The sequence below is a fragment of the Rhizobium pantanalense genome (assembly GCF_030182525.1).
GTDB lineage: Bacteria > Pseudomonadota > Alphaproteobacteria > Rhizobiales > Rhizobiaceae > Rhizobium.
This window is the reverse complement of record NZ_JAQJCH010000005.1, coordinates 168,480-188,552: the sequence shown is the minus strand read 5'-3', so window position 1 is coordinate 188,552 and position 20,073 is coordinate 168,480. Positions and strand designations below refer to the sequence as shown.

The following is a 20,073-nucleotide window of genomic DNA, read 5'->3' as shown; positions in this document are numbered from 1 at the left end:
CGCCGCTTGAAATGCGGCCCTTCATCGCCGAGCGAATTTGGCGAGGAATATCAGAATGCATGCACCGATGAAACCGGTGATGAAAAAGCCAAGCCGGCCGCCGGGAACGCCGACATGCAAGGCCACCATCAGCGCTGCAGCCACGACCGAACCGGCAATGCCGAGGATGATGTTCAGGATGATGCCGTAACGCGCGTCCATCAGCTTGCCCGCGAGCCAGCCCGCAAGACCGCCGATGATGATCAGACCCAGCCAACCTACGCTTTCCATCAAACCCTCGTTCAGGCGCCCTTTAGGACAGTTCTGTCGGGCATCGCCTTGCGTCTTAATGATGATGCTCTAGGCGATCAATCTCGCCAAGAGCACCACGACGATTGCACCGACCGTGGCGTGGATGATCTCCACGACAAGCGCATTTTCAATGCCGAGCGATATCCCGAAATAATGGAACAGGAAACCGCCCACGAAAGCACCGATCACGCCGCTCACCAGACAACTGATGAGCCCGCCTCCTCCAACGATCAGGCTCGCGAGGAAACCCGCGACTAGGCCGATGAGAAGAAAGACGATCCAACCTTCCGCCGTGATAGACATGTTGATTTCCTTTCCTGTTTTCCACCCCCTGGATAAAGGGCATGGCAGGAAATTATCAAGCGTTCAGCACCCGGCCGTAGGCATCCAGCACGGCTTCCTTCATCGTTTCCGAAACGGTCGGATGCGGGAAGATCGTGTGCATCAGCTCTTCTTCGGTTGTCTCCAGGTTCATGGCGACCACGAAGCCCTGAATGAGTTCGGTGACTTCCGCACCGACCATATGCGCACCCAGAAGCTCGCCGGTCTTCTTGTCGAAGATGACCTTGCAGAGACCCTGATCTTCACCAAGAGCGATCGCCTTGCCGTTAAAGGCGAAGGAGAAGCGGCCGACGCGGATATCGCGGCCGAGCTCCTTGGCCTTGGCTTCAGTCAGGCCGACGGAGGCAACCTGCGGCTGGCAATAGGTGCAGCCCGGGACCTTGCTCTTGTCAGTCGGATGAACGTTCGGCAGGCCAGCGATCTTCTCGATGCAGACGACGCCCTCGTGCTCCGCCTTGTGAGCGAGCATCGGGGGACCGGCGACATCGCCGATGGCGTAGATGCCGGGAACATTGGTCTTGCCGTAGCCGTCGATGACGACGCAGCCGCGGTCGGTCTTGACGCCGAGCGCCTCCAGGCCGAGGTTCTCGATATTGCCCTGAACGCCGACGGCCGAGATCATGCGATCGGCGACGATCTGTTGCACCTTGCCGTCTTCGGTTTCGACGTGGGCCGTGATGCTGTTGGCAGCCTTATCGACCTTCGTGACCTTCGCCTTGGTGAAGATCTTCAGGCCGCGCTTTTCCAGCTGCTTGCGAGCGATGCCGGAGATTTCGGCATCTTCCACCGGCATAATCGTCGGCATGACTTCGACGACGGTGACATCGACGCCCATGGAGCGATAGAAGCTTGCGAATTCGATACCGATGGCGCCCGAGCCCATGACGAGCAGCGACTTCGGCAAGAAATCCGGCTTCAGCGCTTCGAAATAGGTCCAGATCAGCTTGCCGTCCGGCTCGATGCCTGGCAACGCGCGCGGACGCGCGCCGGTCGCAACGATGATGTGCTTGGCGGTATAGGTGCCTTCGCCCTTGACGTTCTTCGGCAGCGGATGCTGCGGCTCCACGACCGGCTTGGTCGACTTGCCGACGACGATTTCGCCTGGCTTGGTGATCTTGGCTTCGCCCCAGATCACGTCGACCTTGTTCTTCTTCATCAGAAAGCCGACGCCGGTATTCAAGCGGGCGGAAACGCCGCGCGAGCGGGCAACCACGGCCTTCACATCCGCGCTCACCTTGCCTTCGAGAATGAGGCCGTAATCTTTGAGATGGTTGGAGTGATCCAGGATTTCAGCCGAACGGAGCAGCGCCTTTGTGGGTATGCAGCCCCAGTTGAGGCAGATGCCACCCAGATGCTCGCGCTCGACGATCGCGGTCTTCAGGCCAAGCTGGCCGGCGCGCACGGCAGCGACATAACCGCCCGGACCGGAGCCGATGATAATGACGTCGTAATTCTCAGCCATGTGTTTCCTGCCTTATTGGTGGCGGCGGATCGAAGCCGGCGCCTTGAATCTATCAAAGACCGAGCATCATCCGCACGATCGGCTCGAGGCCGCGACCGAGCGCCCGGGTGTTTTCCGCATCGAGATGAACGCCATCGAGCGGCGTGGTGACGGCGACCGTATTGGCATCGAAAAAGCCGCAACCCAATTCGTCGGCCAGATCGCTGTAGAGCGTCGGCAGCTTGCTCGATTCCTTGACCGCGCCGAGAAAGCTTGCAGCAAAGGCGGCATTCGCCGTCTCAGTAATTGCCGGCGGGGCGACAATGAGGATATCAGGCACCTCGTAGTCGAACCCCCAGGCATGATTGCGCACGAGCTGGACCAAGCGGCTGATGCCCTGCAGAGCGGCAAAGGCCGAACCGGCGACGACCGGCTTCATGTCGTTCGTACCGAGCATGATGATCACGAGATCGAGCGGATTGTGGGTCTGCAGGATCGTCGGCAGGATTCTCGCACCGTTGCGGTCGCAATCGGCGAGATGATCGTCAAACGCCGTCGTGCGGCCGTTCAATCCTTCCGGGATCACGCGCACCTGGTTGCCGAGCGCCTTTTGCAACACGCTCGGCCACCGGTCTTCATAGGCATGACGGCCAACCGTTTCGGCACTGTAGCCCCATGTCAGCGAGTCGCCGTAACACAGAACAGTCTTGGTCATTCATGCCCTCCGTGTTGCCAAAGCTCAGACGAGCATCCCCATCGGATTTTCGATGTAGCCCTTGAAGGCTGCCAGAAGCTCGGCGCCGAGCGCACCGTCGACGGCGCGATGGTCGGTCGACAGCGTGACGGTCATCACGTTGGCAATTACCATTTCGCCCTTTTTGACGATGACGCGCTGTTCGCCCGCGCCGACGGCCAGGATGGTCGCATGCGGCGGGTTGACGACGGCGGCGAAGTTCTTGACGCCCATCATGCCCATGTTCGACACCGCAGTCGTACCGCCCTGATATTCCTCAGGCTTCAGCTTGCGCTCCTTGGCGCGCTTGCCGTAATCCTTCATCTCGTTGGAGATAGTGGAGAGCGTCTTCTGGTCGGCGCTACGGATGATCGGCGTGATGAGGCCGCCCGGAATGGAAACGGCAACGCCAACATCGGCATGCTTGTGCTTGACCATGGCGCTGTCGGTCCAGGAGACGTTGGCATCCGGAACATCGCGCAATGCCAGCGCCAGGGCCTTGATGACCATGTCGTTGACCGAAAGCTTGTAGGCAGGCACGCCGTCCTTCGACTTCGGAGCGGAATCGTTGAGCTGCGTGCGGAGCGCCAGCAGCGCGTCGAGTTCGCAATCGACCGAGACGTAGAAGTGCGGGATCGTCTGCTTGGATTCCTGCAGGCGCTTGGCGATCGTCTTGCGCATGCCGTCATGCGGCACGAGCTCGTAGGACCCCTGCTCGAACAGCTTGAGGACGGCATCGTCGGACATGCCCTTCGGTGCCGCCGGAGCAGCGGTTGCTGCCGGCTGTGCAGCCGGGGCTGCCGCGGGAGCAGCCTTGGCGGCGCCGCCGGAAACAGCAGCTTCGATGTCCTTCTTGACCACGCGGCCATGCGGGCCGGTGCCGGAAACTGCGGTCACATCGATGCCGGCTTCCTTGGCAAGACGGCGAGCGAGCGGCGAAGCGAAGGTACGATGACCGTCGTTTGCTGCCGGAGCCGATGCGGCGGGAGCCGGGGCGGGTGCGGCAGGAGCAGAAACGCTTGCCGGAGCCGGGGCAGCAGCAGGTGCTGCTTCCACCTTCGGGGCTTCCTTCGCAGCCGGAGCAGCAGCGGCGCCAGCGCCGGAAGCTGCCGCAGCGACATCTTCGCCATCAGCGGCAAGCACGGCGATCAGGGCATTGACCTTCACGCCTTCGGTGCCAGCGGGAACGACGATCTTGGCGACGGTGCCCTCATCGACAGCCTCGACTTCCATCGTTGCCTTGTCAGTCTCGATCTCGGCGATGACATCGCCGGACTTGATCTTGTCGCCTTCCTTGACCAGCCACTTGGCGAGGTTACCCTCTTCCATGGTCGGCGAGAGGGCAGGCATGGTGATGTTGATAGGCATCGATGAGCCCTCCCCTTACTTGTAGCAAACGGCCTTCACCGCATCGACCACTTCGGCGACGCTCGGGAGCGCCAGCTTTTCGAGGTTGGCGGCGTATGGCATGGGTACGTCCTTGCCGGCGATCGTCAGGATCGGCGCATCGAGATAATCGAAGGCCTGCTGCATGACGCGGGTGGCGATTTCCGTGCCGACCGAGGACTGCGGATAGCCTTCCTCGACGGTGACCAGGCGGCCGGTCTTCTTGACCGATTCTATGATCGTCGGAAGATCCATCGGACGGATCGTGCGCAGGTCGATGAGTTCGACATCGACGCCCTGGGCTTCCAGCTCGGCGACGGCCTTGGTGGCATAGGTCATGCCAATGCCGAAGGAGACCACGGTAACGTCCTTGCCAGGACGGTGGATACGGGCCTTGCCGATCGGCAGAACGAAATTATCGAGCTTCGGCACATCGAAGTGCTGACCGTAGAGGATTTCGTTTTCGAGGAAGATGACCGGGTTCGGATCGCGGATGGCAGCCTTGAGCAGGCCCTTGGCGTCGGCTGCCGTGTAGGGCATGACGACCTTAAGGCCCGGAATGTGGCTATACCAAGCGGCATAGTCCTGGCTGTGCTGAGCGCCGACGCGAGCAGCAGCGCCGTTCGGGCCGCGGAAGACGATCGGAGCGCCCATCTGGCCGCCGGACATGTAGAGCGTCTTGGCGGCGGAGTTGATGATCTGGTCGATCGCCTGCATGGCGAAGTTGAATGTCATGAACTCGACGATCGGCCGAAGACCCGCCATCGCAGCGCCGACGCCGATACCGGCAAAGCCGTGCTCGGTGATCGGCGTGTCGATCACGCGGCGTGCGCCGAATTCCTGCAGCAGGCCCTGGGTCACCTTATAGGCACCCTGATATTCCGCCACTTCTTCACCCATGACGAAGACGTCCGGGTTGGCGCGCATTTCTTCGGCCATGGCGTCGCGCAGCGCTTCACGCACCGTCATCGACACCATTTCGGTGCCAGCCGGGATTTCCGGATCGACAGGAGCGGCAGCCTTCGGCTGAGCGGGAACGGGTGCGGCAGCCGGCGCCGGAGCAGCAGCGGCTGGCGCCTCGGTCTTTGCCGGCTCGGCAGCGGGAGCAGCCTTGGCGGATGAAATGGCGTCGGCGGATTCGCCATCCTGCAAGAGGATAGCGATCTTGGTGTTGACCTTGACGCCTTCGGTGCCGGCGTCGATCAGCAGCTTGCCGATCGTGCCTTCGTCGACGGCTTCCACTTCCATGGTGGCCTTGTCGGTTTCGATTTCGGCAATGACGTCACCGGAAACGACCTTGTCGCCTTCCTTCTTGAGCCATTTCGAAAGGGTACCCTCTTCCATCGTCGGAGAAAGGGCGGGCATGAGAATGTCGATGGGCATAGTGTCCCTCCCCGATTTAGAGCAGAATGTCGGTGTAGAGCTCGGATGCATCCGGCTCAGGATCGTTCTGGGCGAAATCGGCGCTGTCAGCTACGATGTCGCGGACATCCTTGTCGATATCCTTCAGATCGTCCTCGGTCGCCCAGCCCTTTTCGAGCAGGCGAACACGGACCTGCTCGATCGGGTCGTGCTCCGAGCGCATCTTCTGCACTTCGTCCTTGGAGCGGTACTTGGCCGGATCGGACATGGAGTGACCGCGGTAGCGGTAGGTCAGCATTTCCAGGATGATCGGGCCTTTGCCGGAACGGCAATGCGCAACGGCTTCGTCAGCCGCGGCCTTGACGGCGCGTACGTCCATGCCATCGACCTGAATGCCGGGAATGCCGAAGGAGGCGCCGCGCTTGGAGAAATCGGCCTGCGCGGTGGCGCGAGTGGTCGAAGTGCCCATGGCGTAGCGGTTGTTTTCAATCACGAAAATAACAGGCAACTTCCAGAGCTGCGCCATGTTGAAGCTTTCGTAGACCTGGCCCTGGTTGGCGGCGCCGTCACCGAAATAGGCAACGCTGACATTGTCATTGCCGCGGTACCAGTTGGCAAAGCCGAGACCGGTGCCGAGCGAAACCTGGGCGCCGACGATGCCGTGACCGCCGTAGAAATTCTTTTCCTTGGAGAACATGTGCATGGAGCCGCCCTTCCCTCGGGAATAGCCGCCCTGGCGTCCGGTGAGCTCGGCCATGACTCCACGTGCGCTCATGCCGGTTGCCAGCATATGGCCGTGGTCGCGATAGCCGGTGATGACCTGGTCGCCATCCTTCAGCGCCATCTGCATGCCGACGACGACAGCTTCCTGGCCGATGTAAAGGTGACAGAAGCCGCCGATGAAGCCCATGCCGTAAAGCTGGCCGGCCTTCTCTTCGAAGCGGCGGATCAGGAGCATCTCACGATAAGCCTTGAGCTCCGCATCACGATCGAAATCTGCGATCGGGCCGCCATTGGTTTCCTTGGCAGGCCTTGATGCTGTCTTACGGCTGGAAACGGTCGCGTTTTTTCGCGGCGCCATTCAACCCTCCCTGTCTGAGTAGCCTCGTTTTATGGTGAGGCGTAACATAAGGAAGATTGCCCGCCACAGCAATGCTATAATTGCATGGCTCATATTCTTCGTAAGTTCTTGATATAACTTACAAAAACACGATTAACCGGAATTCAGTTAATTATGGCTATTTGTTGAAGATGACGATCTCGTTCGCCTTGGAATAGGTCAACTGATAACGCGCATACTGATCGAGCATATCCTTATCCAGAGAGCCGTCACTCAACAGCGCGACCTCCTTTTCAAGGTGCTCCCGCTTGGCGACAAGCTCAGCCAATTCCTTGGCGCGATCGATGCGGCGCCGCTCGAAAACTTCGGTCGCCTTCAGGCCGTAATCGCCATGAATGCAATGATAACCGAAGTAGCTCACGAAAGCGATGGTGATGGCGGGAAGGATGAGGCGGCCGAACCTTCTCTTCTTATGATACTTTGTCCACATACTCGCTCGTCACGCTCTGGCTTTACGCAATCTCCCCAAAGCCAATGCGCTTCGAACAAGATCACATCAAATCAAACACCTAGAGCTAATTTAACCTGCAGAGATTAACCGTCCGTTGACTCTAACAGTCGGGGCCAACAAAAAACCGCGCCCGAAGGCGCGGTTCGACCCAAGCGATAATTTGCCGCGGATCCGGATGGATCCGACAGGTCAGATATCAGCCACGCAGGATGGAGCGGCCGGCATATTTTGCCTGCGGGCCGAGTGCTTCCTCGATACGGATGAGCTGGTTGTACTTGGCAAGGCGGTCGGAACGCGACAGCGAACCGGTCTTGATCTGGCCGCAATTGGTGGCAACGGCGAGATCGGCGATCGTGGAATCTTCCGTTTCGCCCGAGCGGTGCGACATGACGGCGGTGTAGTTGGCCTTGTGCGCGGTTTCGACTGCGTCGAGAGTTTCGGTCAGCGAGCCGATCTGGTTGACCTTGACGAGGATCGAGTTGGCAACGCCCATGCGGATACCGTCGCGCAGGCGAGCGGAGTTGGTGACGAACAGGTCGTCGCCGACGAGCTGGGTCTTCTTACCGATCAGGTCGGTCAGCGTCTTCCAGCCTTCCCAGTCGTCTTCAGCCATGCCGTCTTCGATCGAAACGATCGGGTACTTGGCCGCGAGTTCTGCAAGGTATTCAGCCATGGCGCCGGATTCCAGCGTGCGGCCTTCGCCTTCGAGAACGTACTTGCCGTCCTTGAAGAATTCGGTCGAGGCGCAATCGAGGCCGAGAGCGATTTCGTCACCCGGCTTGTAGCCGGCCTTCTCGATGGACTTCATGATGAAGTCGAGGGCTGCCGGAGCGCTTGAAAGGCCCGGTGCGAAACCGCCTTCGTCGCCGACGTTGGTGTTGTGACCCTGCGATGCCAGTTCTTTCTTCAGAACGTGGAAGACTTCCGAACCCATGCGGACGGCTTCGCGAATCGAGTCAGCGCCGATCGGCAGGATCATGAATTCCTGGAAGTCGATCGGGTTGTCGGCATGGGCGCCGCCGTTGATGATGTTCATCATCGGAACCGGCAGCAGACGGGCGTGAGCGCCACCGACATAACGGTAGAGCGGCAGGTTGGCGCTCTGGGCAGCAGCCTTGGCGACGGCGAGCGAGACACCGAGAATGGCGTTTGCACCGAGACGCGACTTGTTCGGCGTGCCGTCAAGCTCGATCATGATGTTGTCGAGCTGGATCTGGTTTTCAGCGTCCATGCCGCCGATCGCGTCGAAGATTTCCGAATTGACGGCTTCGACGGCCTTCTCGACACCCTTGCCATGGTAGCGCTTGCCGCCATCGCGAAGCTCGACTGCTTCATGTGCTCCGGTCGACGCGCCCGACGGAACCGCCGCACGGCCCAAGCTGCCATCTTCGAGGTAGACATCGACTTCGACAGTCGGATTGCCACGGCTGTCGAGAATCTCGCGGGCGATAATGTCGGTGATTGCGGTCATGATAGCTTCCTGCTCGCTGGTTTATAAATCGATTTAAATCGTCTTAATCGAAGGCGCGGAAATTACAATGGCGATCCGCGCCGCGATTTGGCACTCCTGCAGGCCCGTAACGCAAATTCATGTCAGCCTGTTGAATGCCGGCTACGTTTCAAGCCTTGGCGATGGCGTCGAAGGCCAGCAGCTTCTCGAGAAGCCGCGGCATGTCTTTCAGATAGACCATGTTCGGACCGTCGGACGGTGCATTGTCCGGATCCTCGTGCGTCTCGACAAAAACACCTGCGACGCCGACGGCGACGGCAGCGCGCGCCAGCGTCTCGACGAAGCGGCGATCGCCGCCACTGGAGCCGCCCTGTCCGCCGGGCTGCTGCACGGAATGGGTCGCATCGAAGATGACGGGGGCGCCCATCGCCGCCATGATCGGCAGCGAGCGCATATCCGAGACCAGCGTGTTATAGCCGAAGGAAGCGCCGCGCTCGCAAAGAAGGATGTTCGGATTGCCGCTGTCGTTTAGCTTGGCAAGCACGTTCTTCATGTCCCATGGCGCAAGGAACTGGCCTTTCTTGACGTTGACCACGCGGCCAGTCTTGGCAGCGGCAACCAAAAGATCGGTCTGGCGCGACAGGAAGGCTGGGATCTGAAGGACATCCACCGTCTTGGAAACGATGGCACACTGCTCTTCAGTGTGGATATCGGTCAGAACCGGGAAGCCATATTCCTTCTTCAGGTCTTCAAAGACTTCCAGCGCCTTTTCCAGGCCGATGCCGCGCTTGCCGGACAGCGAGGTGCGGTTCGCCTTGTCGAAGGAAGATTTGTAGACAAGGCCGATGCCGAGCTTGCCGCAGAGCTCCTTGAGCACGCCGGCAATCATGAAGGCATGATCGCGGCTTTCCATCTGGCAGGGACCGGCGATCAGCGACAGCTTCGCGGTATTGGAAAAGAGAACCTTGGAGGCACCCTCGCCGACGGTGACTTCGGAATTCGTGCTCATATTATCTCCTCGAAGGCGAATAGCGCGCCCTGACCGGGTGCCAACCTCGCCAATAGACGATTGTTCTTACGCGTATAGGTGACGCCGTTAGCAGTGAAATGCGACGATGTCACGGAAAGATCGCGCGTTTTGAAAAGGATTGCCCTCGCCCTGAGCCCCTGATCATTCGTGCAAACAGGTAGATCATAGAATGCCTCCATTCCTTCCGGCGTCAAAATCTCCAGATCGGCGTTGGCGGCCTTGATCGTCAGGCCAAAGGAATGCTCCATAATGCGCGGGCCACCGACAAGCTCCTCGAAGAAGCCGCGATAGGCCCCCGGCTTCGGCGTGCAAAGCGCTACCCGCGCGATACCAGTCACGCCGTTCTCGTGACGCTCGAGCACGCCGCGGTCAGCCGGCAGCGGATTGACGCGCTGACAGCAGAAAGCGAGAAAATCCGGCGCACGCAGATCTGCGGCGAAAGCAAGACGAAAGCCGGCCGTGGTTTCCGTTCCATCCGGCATCTTCATCGGACGCGAAAAATCCAGCATTCGACCCGCCGAAATAGCAGCTGCTTTGAAACGCTTATCATCCACCACCGCGTCATCCGTACCGAATACCACGGCCGAGAAGCCATCCTCCCCCACCCGGAAACGATAAGCCTGGTCGCGCGCGACGAAAACATTGCCATCCACGATGCTCTTCTCGCATTGCTCCGGAGATGCGACGCCCAGAGGTTCGAGATAGGTTTTATCGGCAAGGAAGACGCAGGCATTCTGCGTGCCAAAGGGGTGGCACGCATCCGGAGCCACCGTGAAACCGAGCTTGCCGAGGCGTTCGCGTGCCAGAGCGATGTTGACGGTCGGCAGCACGAGATGATCCAGCGGATGCGGAGACGAAATCATGGCTTCTCCTGTTTGCTTGCGGAAGCAGATTTGCGCCCATCGCCCGCGCAATTCAAGATGGAAGCATGGAACACCCGGAGCACACGACATGGATCGAAGGCAATCTCGCAAACGTGATTGCTGATTCTCTGCCATGGCCGGCTCATGCAGTCGCGCGGCACGTTCGTCCAAATGCTCGGCGCACGGGCTGAACGACAAAGTCGCGGAAGCGAGTAGAGCGGCATTTCCCTTATTTTTCTGTGGGTTAACGCAGATACAGCGCCCCGATGTTCCGAGCCGATCCATTCGCAAATGGTAATTATTTAACTGACCTCACAAGGCTTTACCGAAATTTAAGCACTTGCGGAACACATATGGAACATATAGTGTCCGTTCTGGATTTGTTTCACAGCTTTTCTTGATTCTGGGGTTCCAAGACGATGTTGACGCGCAAGCAGCAGGAACTGCTTCTGTTCATTCACGAACGCATGAAGGAATCCGGTGTTCCGCCATCTTTCGACGAGATGAAGGATGCATTGGATCTGGCATCGAAATCCGGTATTCATCGCCTGATCACGGCGCTGGAGGAGCGAGGCTTCATCCGCCGGCTGCCGAACCGGGCCAGAGCGCTCGAAGTCATCAAGCTTCCCGACGCCTATAATCCGAGCCTGCAGCAGCGCCGAGGCTTTTCACCGAGCGTCATCGAGGGCAGCCTCGGCAAGCCGCAGTCCGTTGCCCCGCCCGCTCCGTCGAAGGTGGCAAATGACGATCACAATAGCTCGGCGTCGGTGCCGGTGATGGGCCGCATCGCTGCTGGCGTTCCGATCTCGGCCATCCAGAACAATACGCACGACATCACCGTTCCCGCCGACATGCTCGGCTCGGGCGAACATTATGCGCTTGAAGTTCGAGGGGATTCGATGATCGACGCCGGAATTTTCGACGGCGATACGGTCATTATCCGCAATTCGACGACGGCCAATCCCGGCGATATCGTCGTTGCACTCGTCGACGATGAAGAAGCGACACTGAAGCGCTTCCGCCGCAAGGGTGCCTCCATCGCGCTCGAAGCCGCAAACCCGGCCTATGAAACCCGCATCTTTGGGCCGGACCGGGTCAAAGTTCAGGGCAAGCTCGTGGGCCTTATTCGTCGCTATCACTGACCGGTGAATTGTCGACGACGGGTGACGCTGGCGCAATTGGCGCGTCGAATGTGCCTGTGCGCCAATTATAAATTCGATGCCTGGTCCATGGACGTTGCGGGTTCTCGAATGCGGCTGAGATAATGGGCTTGTCTGCGGTAAGTATCATTTCGATGGAGCCGGTTTTACGCAATGTCGCACCCGTTATGAGCATTGCTCCGGAACGGCAGTAGTTCAACCGCAATCGGATTGGCGTTACGACGATATTCGCCATATCGCAGGCAGAGGGTAGATAGGCTGCGTTCTCGATGGTGACCAATATCGCGCCGTTTTCGAGGATGGCTGCGCACCATGCTCCTTTCTGGCAGGCGAAACTGCCCTGCATGGTGCGGTCCAGGGCCTCCTCCATTGCCGTGCGGACAGCCTTCTGTTCTTCACTGTTCAATCGCTTATGGCGATCTGCCTTGCCGATTTGTGGAAGTCGGTTGTCGGCAGGGAGCATGGTCGGAGGCTGATGTTCCGCCGCAACCAATGCCTTTTGCCATTGTTCGAAAATGAAGGCCTGCGGTCTCTCGCGATTGGTCGCGAGTATATCGTCCTGGCGCAAGGCGACCAGGACGCCATCTTCGGAGATCATCAGGTCGGGTTTCGGTATGCCGGATCCGAATGCCGCCAAGCCTATGGACAAGAGTGATAATAGCAGGCCCAGATGGCGAAGCCGGGTCCGCAATATGCTCATGATCAGGAAGCCGATAATGAATGTCGGCATCAGCCAGGCCGGCTGGCGGCCGAAGGTAATGTCGCCTCCCCAACCAGCTACGGTTCTCGCGATCACGATGACGAGCTCCAGTCCCTCTCCGGTGACTTTCCAGAAAGGTCCGTCGAGACCGAGCGGCATGAGCAGCATCGCCGCCATGCCGAATGGCATGACGACAAAGGAGACGATGGGCATAGCCGCGAGATTGGCGGCGAGTCCGTATGTCGCCAACCGGTGAAAATGCTCGATCGAGAAGATGGCTGTCGACGCGCCGCCGATGAACGAGGTCGACGTCACGCCTGCGAAGAAGCGCATGACGAACAATAGCGGACTTAATAGACGGACGCGCGGCAAAATGTTTTCGCGATGCCGCCGCCGCTTCCACAGCGAATATCCCGACACCAGCGCCAGCGTCGCCGCATAGGACATCTGGAAACTCGGGCCGAGCACTTGCGACGGCGACAGTACAAGAATGATAATGGCCGAAAGTGCGACGTTGCGCAGGCTGATCGATGGCCGATCGAAAAGCACGGCCACGAGCATGATCGCCATCATGATGAAGGCACGCTCGGCGGATACGCCGAAGCCGGAGATGAGATAATAGGCCGTTACAGTGAGAAGCGCGCCGAGAGCTGCGAACTTCTTGGTCGGCCAAGCCTGCGCGACACCGGGAAACAGGCTGAACAAGTAGCGTAGGCCGATGTAGAAAATGCCGGCCGACAACGCCATGTTCAGGCCGGAAATTGCAATGATGTGGGTCAGGCCAGCAATTCTTAGGGCCTCGGTCGTATCCTTCGAGATCGCACGTCTCTCATCGGTGACAAGTGCTGCTGCAAAGGCGCCGCTATCTCCAGGCAGAGTTTGCCTGATCCTGTCACCTATGCTGTTGCGCAGGCCCGCGAGCCAGATATCAGCGGCGTCCAATAACGAGCCAGCAGAATTATCACTGGATGGAGATAATAATTCCGGCGTTCCGTAGGCAAAGCCGTTCGCGCCGATGCCGTTGAAATATGAGCTGAAGGCAAAATCGTTAAGGCCGGTCAATGCCGGTCCCGCCGGAGGCGTCAGGCGCGCCCTGCCCTGGATCCGATCACCCAAATCGAACGGCTCCGCCTGCTTGCGCACGAAAATCGTAGCCCGTTGCGGCACGCGGCGAATAGAAGGCTTTTCCGTTGCCTCGACGCGGACGACATAGCGCCAGCGTCCGTTGTCGTAGGATTCCCGCCGTTCGATCTGCCCAGTCACGGTCGTCGTCACGGCCGAGTCGAGCATCACGGTGGAAACCCGCCAGCTTTCCCATTGCGCCAGCGCCATGCCCAGGCAGATGAGCATACTGGCGAAAAGAGTATGGTGAAGCAGCTTGCCCGCATCGCGCTTTAGAAAAAAGCCCAAGGCGAACAGAACGAGACCTGCGAAAACCGCCTGCGGGGGCGGATCGGATTGCGCCTCGAACCAGGTAATCGCACCCAACCCCATGTAGATGGGTGCGAAAAGAACAGCGCGGCCATGAGCCGCCTCCTCCGCAATCAAGCCGAGGACAGCGGTGCCAAGATGCTTCGCAACACGCAGGAAACGCGCCGTCAGCGGCGCCTGATCCTGTGTTCGTTCCCATTGTCGCGCTTTGGCGCTAGGGGTAATCGTGGTGGAAAAGGCGCGACCTTGCGGGGACGCGATAACGTCCCTGCTTTCTTCCTGCTGGTCGGATGCCTCCAAATTAGGCACTCGTTGACTGTCCCCGCGCCAAACTACAGCTTCTGCGCGATTTGTGCCGTCACCACACAGTGAATTCAACTGAAATCGGCGGAACAAAGCTCAATTGGGCCGGTTTCCCGGCCTAGCATAGGAAAGGACGCTTCTGCAGTGCCCAAAAGTTGATACTGCATTGCACAATTCAGCGTTAGGATAACTTGGCATTAGGCTCTGGATCATATAGCTAGTCGGTAGTCGCTTAACCTTTTGGCGCTTTTTATGGCGTCAATCCCGCCAAATCTTGGAGGATCAGCATGACGGAACAAAGCGCGAAACTAACTTGGGGCGAAAAGACGGTGGACCTGCCGGTCAAGACCGGAACCATCGGCCCGAGTGTTATTGATATTGGTGCCCTTTATAAGAACACCTCCACTTTCACTTACGATCCTGGTTTCACCTCCACCGCGTCGTGCGAGTCGAGCATTACCTATATCGACGGCGACGAAGGCGTTCTGCTGCACCGTGGCTATCCGATCGATCAGCTGGCCGAACATGGCGATTTCCTGGAAGTCTGCTACCTGCTTCTATACGGCGAACTGCCGACGGCAGCCCAGAAGAAGGACTTCGACTATCGCGTGACCCACCACACGATGGTGCACGAGCAGATGTCGCGCTTCTTCACCGGCTTCCGCCGTGACGCCCATCCGATGGCCGTCATGTGCGGCTGTGTCGGCGCGCTCTCCGCCTTCTATCACGACTCGACCGACATCACCGATCCGCACCAGCGCATGGTCGCAAGCCTGCGAATGATCGCCAAGATGCCGACGCTGGCCGCCATGGCCTACAAGTACCATATCGGCCAACCCTTCGTTTATCCGAAGAACGACCTCGACTATGCGTCGAACTTCCTGCGCATGTGCTTTGCCGTTCCGTGCGAAGAATATGTCGTCAATCCGGTGCTTGCCCGTGCCATGGACCGCATCTTCATCCTGCACGCCGATCACGAGCAGAACGCTTCGACCTCGACGGTTCGCCTGGCTGGCTCTTCCGGCGCCAATCCGTTTGCCTGTATCGCAGCAGGCATCGCCTGCCTCTGGGGCCCGGCTCACGGCGGCGCCAACGAGGCGGCGCTGAACATGCTGAACGAAATCGGCACGGTCGACCGCATTCCGGAATTCATCGCCCGCGCCAAGGACAAGAACGATCCGTTCCGCCTGATGGGCTTCGGCCACCGCGTTTACAAGAACTACGACCCCCGCGCCAAGATCATGCAGAAGACGGCGCACGAAGTTCTCGGCGAGCTCGGCATCAAGGACGATCCGCTGCTCGACATCGCGATCGAACTGGAGCGCATTGCTCTCACGGACGAATATTTCATCGAGAAGAAGCTGTATCCGAACGTCGACTTCTATTCCGGCATCACGCTGAAGGCTCTCGGCTTCCCCACGACCATGTTCACCGTTCTGTTCGCTCTTGCCCGCACCGTCGGCTGGATCGCTCAGTGGAACGAAATGATCGAGGATCCGCATCAGCGCATCGGCCGTCCGCGTCAGCTCTACACCGGCGCTCCGCTGCGCGAATATGTGCCTGTTTCCAAGCGCTAAGCTTCGGTATTGAAACAAAAAAAAACCGGTCAGAGATGACCGGTTTTTTTATGGGCTAGAACGTCCAGAACAATCTGCGCCGCCTTATCACCGGGGGGCTCCTTGGTCTGCATTCGCTCCCAGACCAGATCGTAACCCGCCAACATCGCCGCACGCTCCGGCGTCTCGCTCGCCAGCCGCTCCATATAGCGGGCCAACATTCCCGGCCGCAGAACATCATTGATGAGCTCCGGCAGTACAGCATAGTCGGCGATGAGGTTCGGCAAGGCGGCCGTCCAGATCTTGATCCGCGACAGCACGAATTTCGCCAGCCACTCGGTCTTATAGGTCGAAACCACCGGAACCCCGGCTAGGCCCAATTCCAGGATCACGGTTCCGGAGGCTGCCATGGCAGCATCGGCCTCGGCAAAGGCGCTCCACTTGGCACCCTGCCCGACAAATATATCCGGCTTGACCTGCCATTTTTCCGTCAGCGAGCGAACCAGCGCCTCCTGTTTCGGCACTGTCGGCAGTACAAAACGAAGATTACTATTTCTCCGGCTAAGTTCTTCGATAGCCTGCTCAAAAACCGGGAGCAGCTGCCGAATCTCCGATGCACGAGATCCGGGCAGAAGCAAGATCCTCTTTTGCGCATCGGGGACTGCCAAACCGCGCAAGGCGCGCTGACGGCGAGTTTCCAGCAGATTAGCATCGACCGTCAGGCGGTGGCCGACATAGGTGGTTGCCGGGCCGCCCAGGCGCTCCATAGCAGCAGGCTCAAACGGCAATACGGCCAACACATGGTCGACATAGGCGAGCATCTTCTGCGCGCGATATTCCTTCCATGCCCAGACACTGGGGCAGACGTAATCAATGATTGGCAGATCGGGCAGCACCTTGCGTACCCGCTTGGCAACGCGATGCGTAAAATCGGGGCTATCGATGATCACAAGCACATCCGGCTTTGCAGCAATGATCGCATCTGCCGTCTGCCGGATGCGGGCCAGTAGCTTTGGCAGGCGCTTGATGACCTGAATGAAGCCCATGATCGAGAGCTCGGAGTAATCGAAGAGCGAGCGCAGACCTTGTGCCTCCAACGCCTCGCCGCCGACACCTATCAGCTCGACCGGACCATTATGGCGCTTCAAGGCTGCGACCAGATCGCCACCCAGCAGATCGCCGGAGACTTCTCCGGCAACGACGGCAAGCTTCAAAGGCGCGCTGCTCACATGAAGCCCTCCGCGCTGAGCCCACGATCAATGCCGCAGACAAAAATGCCGGCCTCGTCGGCAGCAGCAATGACAGCCTGACGGTCGAGGATCAAAGCCCTGCCAGCTTCGACGGCGACACCAGCCAGCCCCGCCTTCTTGGCGTTTGACACCGTAGACACGCCGATCGATGGTAGATCTGCGCGTATATCCTGCTGCGGCTTGCACAGCTTGACCAGCACACCGCGCCGACGGGTGGAAATGCGCCCAGCCGCGCGCAGTTCGGCAACCCGCTCGATCATCTTGTCCGTGCCTTCAGCGCCTTCAAGCGCAACGACACGGCCGCCGACGCTGACCGCACCCTGCCCCACATCCAGAAATCCCAGCGCATGGGCCGCCTTCGCACCCTGTGCAATATCGCGCAGATCCTCTTCCGCTGGCGAGAATTTTCCAAGCGGCCCGGTCGTCGCCAAAAGGTCGGGCGCGATTTCATGCGCGCCAACGACGCGAACACCGCCGGCTTCGATCAGGCGAATGACCATCTGCAGGACGGCATTATCGCCGCCCGAAAGAAGCGTGCGGATGGTGGAGGGTAGTTCCTTGATGACACGCCAGGTCGGATGCACCTGCCGCCATGAGGGGCGTCGCGCAACACCGCCCGACATGACGACGCGATCGACGCCATGTCTGCGGAACATTGATTCGAGACCGGCAAAATTGCCGACACCGAGATTGGCGTGATCGAAGGCGGACCAATCGCGGTCCGCCTCGTCAGTTAAAGCGATGATGACGGGGTTTTCACCGGCCTGCCGGGCGGCATCAGCAACATACACCGGCAAAAGGCCGCTACCCGCGATGATCGCCAGCCTGCCCTTTTCGTTTTGGCCGGTTGAAACCACCTCAGGCCTTGCCGCGATTGGGCGACGACAGTGCGCGATCGCTATCGGCAGCGATGAAATCGAGAATTTCCATCGCTTCCTTGCAGTCCGCATATTCATCACGGATGGAGGCTGCATTATCGCGAACCGAACCTTCGGCCTCGAAGATACTCTTGTAAGCGCGTCGAACCCGATGAATGACAGCGCGATCTATACCCGCGCGCGTCATGCCGACGACATTCAGCCCAGATAGCACGCCCGGATTTCCGTTCAGCATGCCATAGGGAATGACATCGTAGCTCGCAGCCGTAAGACCACCAATGAAGGCCTGGCGGCCGATACGGGTGAACTGGTGCACCGCGCAGCCGCCGCCAAGAATGGCGCGATCCTCGATGGTGACATGTCCGGCCAGCATGACGTTATTCGACATGATGACATTGTTGCCGACGCGGCAGTCGTGAGCGACATGCGAGTTGGCAAGGAAAAGGTTGTTGTTGCCGACGATCGTCCTGCCGCCGTAATCGGCCGTACCGGTATTGATCGTCACGCCTTCGCGGATCGTGCAGTTCTCGCCGACATCAAGCGTCGTTTCCTCGCCATGATGATGAACGCTCTGCGGATCACCACCGACCACAGCCATCGGAAAAATTTTCGTTCCCTTGCCGATTGTCGTACGACCGGTCACGACGGCATTGTTGAGCAACCGAATATCGTCATGCAGCACAACCTTGGGGCCGACATAGCAGAACGGGCCGACAACAACATTCTCGCCGATGACCGCGCCGTCTTCGACAACCGCCAGCTTATGGATGCGGGCGCTCTTTGCGATGCTGCTCATGCCTGTTCCTGATCCTTCCGTACGATCATCGCACCGATGTCGGCCTCCGCGACCAGCGAACCGTCGACCTTGGCATCGCAATGGAACTTCCAGATGGTCCCACGCTGCTTCTGCTTGACGACGTGGAATTCGACACGGTCGCCCGGGACGACCGGCCTGCGGAAGCGGGCGTTGTCGATCGTCATGAAGTAAACAAGGTTACCGCCGATGCCGTCCTTGCGGGCGCAGATCGCACCGGCCGTTTGCGCCATTCCCTCGATGAGCAACACGCCCGGCATGATCGGCGACTCCGGGAAATGTCCGGTAAATTGCGGCTCGTTCGCCGTTACGTTCTTGATGCCGATCGCGGAATTATCGCTATCGATCTCGATGATCTTGTCGACCATCAAGAAGGGGTAGCGATGCGGCAAAAGCTTCATAATTTCAATGATGTCAGCCGACGACAGCGACGTCTTGGCTTCCTCAGTCATGCTCCGCACTCCCGTCTTTCTTGTCTCTGGCTCCTGACCGCTTCGCGATCTCCGCCGATTCCCTTAGAAAATCCCATAGCGGCCGCGCAGGGAGACCGGCATAGCGCTCGCCCGCCGGGATGCTGTTCATCACGCCGCTCTTGGCACCGATCTGCACGCCGTCGCCGATGTGGATATGCCCGTTGAGGCCCGCCTGCCCGCCAATCTGCACGCCATCGCCGATCACCGTGCTGCCAGCAATGCCGACCTGGCTGACGATAGCACAGTGACGACCGATGCGGACGTTATGTCCGATCTGGACCTGATTGTCGATCTTCGTGCCTTCGCCGATCACGGTATCATCCATCGTGCCGCGATCGATCGTCGTATTGGCGCCAATCTCGACATTGTCCTGGATGATGACGCGGCCGATCTGCACGATCTTGACCATGCCGCGCGGTCCGGGCGCATAACCAAAACCGTCCTGGCCGATGCGCGTGCCATTATGGATGATGACGCCATTGCCGATATAGGCGCAGAGCACGCTCGCACCGCCGCCGATGCTGCAATTGCGCCCGATCTTGACACCCGGCCCGATGAGGGCGTTAGGGCCGATATAGGTCCCCTCGCCGATCTCCGCACCAGGGCCAATGATCGCACCGGGCTCGATGCCGATATTGGCCTCCAGCTTAGCGGTCGCATCGATGGTCGCAGCGGGTGAAATCGTCGCCGGATTCGCGGTGAACGTAACCGGCCGCATGGCTTGAGGATGCAGCAATGCACCAGCTATCGCGAAATCCGTATGCGGCTTCTTCGACAGAAGGACCGGAATATGATCGGGAACGAAGGATTTCAGCGCCGGAAGACAAATGATAGCCGAAGCCTTGCAGGTCTCCAGCTCAGCGCGATTCTTCCGGGAAAGGATATAACAAATGTCGCCTTCGCCTGCCCGATAGACGGGAGCGATAGATCTGATGACGACCTCCGAAGAGGCCGCATCAGCCAGTTCCGCCCCAAGATGCTCAGCCAGTTGTTTCAAGCTGACGCCACCATGGGGCGGGAAAAAACCAGTATGTTCCAT

At 59.3% G+C, this 20,073-nt stretch carries 19 protein-coding genes; 2 read left to right on the top strand and 17 right to left on the bottom strand.

Annotation, left to right across the window (positions count from 1 at the left end):
- Nucleotides 1-21: 21 nt before the first annotated feature.
- The 11 genes from PH558_RS15015 to PH558_RS14965 all read right to left on the bottom strand — a co-directional run bounded on the left by PH558_RS15015 (nt 22) and on the right by PH558_RS14965 (nt 10,469).
- Nucleotides 22-270: a GlsB/YeaQ/YmgE family stress response membrane protein gene (locus tag PH558_RS15015; RefSeq protein ID WP_037201967.1), complete on the bottom strand. Its 249-nt coding sequence runs from the start codon at nt 268-270 to the stop codon at nt 22-24.
- Nucleotides 271-339: 69 nt separating this feature from the next.
- Nucleotides 340-594 (bottom strand): GlsB/YeaQ/YmgE family stress response membrane protein, encoded by a 255-nt coding sequence (locus PH558_RS15010; RefSeq protein ID WP_285205122.1) that lies wholly within the window; start codon nt 592-594, stop codon nt 340-342.
- 55 nt (nt 595-649) lie between these two features.
- Nucleotides 650-2,095, bottom strand: a complete 1,446-nt coding sequence (gene lpdA / locus PH558_RS15005; RefSeq protein WP_095434822.1) for a dihydrolipoyl dehydrogenase — start codon at nt 2,093-2,095, stop codon at nt 650-652.
- A 52-nt stretch (nt 2,096-2,147) separates the two neighbouring features.
- Nucleotides 2,148-2,789, bottom strand: coding sequence for an SGNH/GDSL hydrolase family protein (locus PH558_RS15000; protein WP_069612108.1), 642 nt, complete (start codon nt 2,787-2,789; stop codon nt 2,148-2,150).
- Between the two features lie 24 nt (nt 2,790-2,813).
- On the bottom strand, nt 2,814-4,175 hold the full coding sequence (locus PH558_RS14995; RefSeq protein WP_285205118.1) for a pyruvate dehydrogenase complex dihydrolipoamide acetyltransferase: 1,362 nt from the start codon (nt 4,173-4,175) through the stop codon (nt 2,814-2,816).
- A gap of 15 nt (nt 4,176-4,190) precedes the next feature.
- Nucleotides 4,191-5,576 carry a pyruvate dehydrogenase complex E1 component subunit beta gene (locus tag PH558_RS14990; protein ID WP_285205117.1) on the bottom strand — a complete coding sequence of 462 codons (1,386 nt, stop codon included), beginning with the start codon at nt 5,574-5,576 and terminating at the stop codon, nt 4,191-4,193.
- 16 nt (nt 5,577-5,592) lie between these two features.
- Nucleotides 5,593-6,636, bottom strand: a complete 1,044-nt coding sequence (gene pdhA, locus PH558_RS14985) for a pyruvate dehydrogenase (acetyl-transferring) E1 component subunit alpha (RefSeq protein WP_285205114.1) — start codon at nt 6,634-6,636, stop codon at nt 5,593-5,595.
- A 157-nt stretch (nt 6,637-6,793) separates the two neighbouring features.
- Complete coding sequence (locus PH558_RS14980) at nt 6,794-7,105, bottom strand: FtsB family cell division protein (protein WP_095434817.1); 312 nt, start codon at nt 7,103-7,105, stop codon at nt 6,794-6,796.
- Between the two features lie 217 nt (nt 7,106-7,322).
- On the bottom strand, nt 7,323-8,597 hold the full coding sequence (gene eno, locus PH558_RS14975; protein ID WP_095434816.1) for a phosphopyruvate hydratase: 1,275 nt from the start codon (nt 8,595-8,597) through the stop codon (nt 7,323-7,325).
- Between the two features lie 148 nt (nt 8,598-8,745).
- Nucleotides 8,746-9,585, bottom strand: a complete 840-nt coding sequence (gene kdsA, locus PH558_RS14970) for a 3-deoxy-8-phosphooctulonate synthase (RefSeq protein ID WP_095434815.1) — start codon at nt 9,583-9,585, stop codon at nt 8,746-8,748.
- A complete protein-coding gene (locus PH558_RS14965) occupies nt 9,582-10,469 on the bottom strand; it encodes a VOC family protein (RefSeq protein ID WP_095434814.1) in 888 nt (295 codons plus the stop codon). Before PH558_RS14965 ends, kdsA begins: the two co-directional genes overlap by 4 nt.
- Before the next feature lie 419 nt (nt 10,470-10,888).
- Here PH558_RS14965 and lexA point away from each other — a divergent pair, with 419 nt between their 5' ends.
- The gene (lexA, locus tag PH558_RS14960) at nt 10,889-11,611 is read left to right on the top strand and encodes a transcriptional repressor LexA (protein ID WP_095434813.1); all 723 of its coding nucleotides are present in this window, start codon (nt 10,889-10,891) and stop codon (nt 11,609-11,611) included.
- Here the strand turns inward: lexA and PH558_RS14955 are convergent.
- Nucleotides 11,592-14,060 (bottom strand): ComEC/Rec2 family competence protein, encoded by a 2,469-nt coding sequence (locus tag PH558_RS14955; RefSeq protein ID WP_095434812.1) that lies wholly within the window; start codon nt 14,058-14,060, stop codon nt 11,592-11,594. The two genes, lexA and PH558_RS14955, sit on opposite strands and share 20 nt — an antisense overlap.
- A 290-nt stretch (nt 14,061-14,350) precedes the next feature.
- Between PH558_RS14955 and gltA the strand changes: the two genes are divergently transcribed.
- Nucleotides 14,351-15,640 (top strand): citrate synthase, encoded by a 1,290-nt coding sequence (gltA, locus tag PH558_RS14950; RefSeq protein ID WP_015339806.1) that lies wholly within the window; start codon nt 14,351-14,353, stop codon nt 15,638-15,640.
- Nucleotides 15,641-15,669: 29 nt separating this feature from the next.
- On the opposite strand, the gene lpxB is transcribed toward gltA, so the two are convergent.
- The 5 genes from lpxB to lpxD are packed head-to-tail and all read right to left on the bottom strand — an operon-like array spanning nt 15,670 to nt 20,073.
- Nucleotides 15,670-16,848: a lipid-A-disaccharide synthase gene (gene lpxB / locus PH558_RS14945; RefSeq protein WP_285205106.1), complete on the bottom strand. Its 1,179-nt coding sequence runs from the start codon at nt 16,846-16,848 to the stop codon at nt 15,670-15,672.
- Complete coding sequence (locus PH558_RS14940) at nt 16,845-17,726, bottom strand: LpxI family protein (RefSeq protein WP_095434810.1); 882 nt, start codon at nt 17,724-17,726, stop codon at nt 16,845-16,847. The genes lpxB and PH558_RS14940 overlap by 4 nt, the downstream gene beginning before the upstream one ends.
- Nucleotide 17,727: 1 nt before the next feature.
- Nucleotides 17,728-18,543, bottom strand: coding sequence for an acyl-ACP--UDP-N-acetylglucosamine O-acyltransferase (gene lpxA, locus PH558_RS14935; RefSeq protein ID WP_285205102.1), 816 nt, complete (start codon nt 18,541-18,543; stop codon nt 17,728-17,730).
- Nucleotides 18,540-19,013, bottom strand: a complete 474-nt coding sequence (fabZ, locus tag PH558_RS14930; RefSeq protein ID WP_069612095.1) for a 3-hydroxyacyl-ACP dehydratase FabZ — start codon at nt 19,011-19,013, stop codon at nt 18,540-18,542. Before fabZ ends, lpxA begins: the two co-directional genes overlap by 4 nt.
- Nucleotides 19,006-20,073: a UDP-3-O-(3-hydroxymyristoyl)glucosamine N-acyltransferase gene (gene lpxD, locus PH558_RS14925; protein WP_095434808.1), complete on the bottom strand. Its 1,068-nt coding sequence runs from the start codon at nt 20,071-20,073 to the stop codon at nt 19,006-19,008. The genes fabZ and lpxD overlap by 8 nt, the downstream gene beginning before the upstream one ends.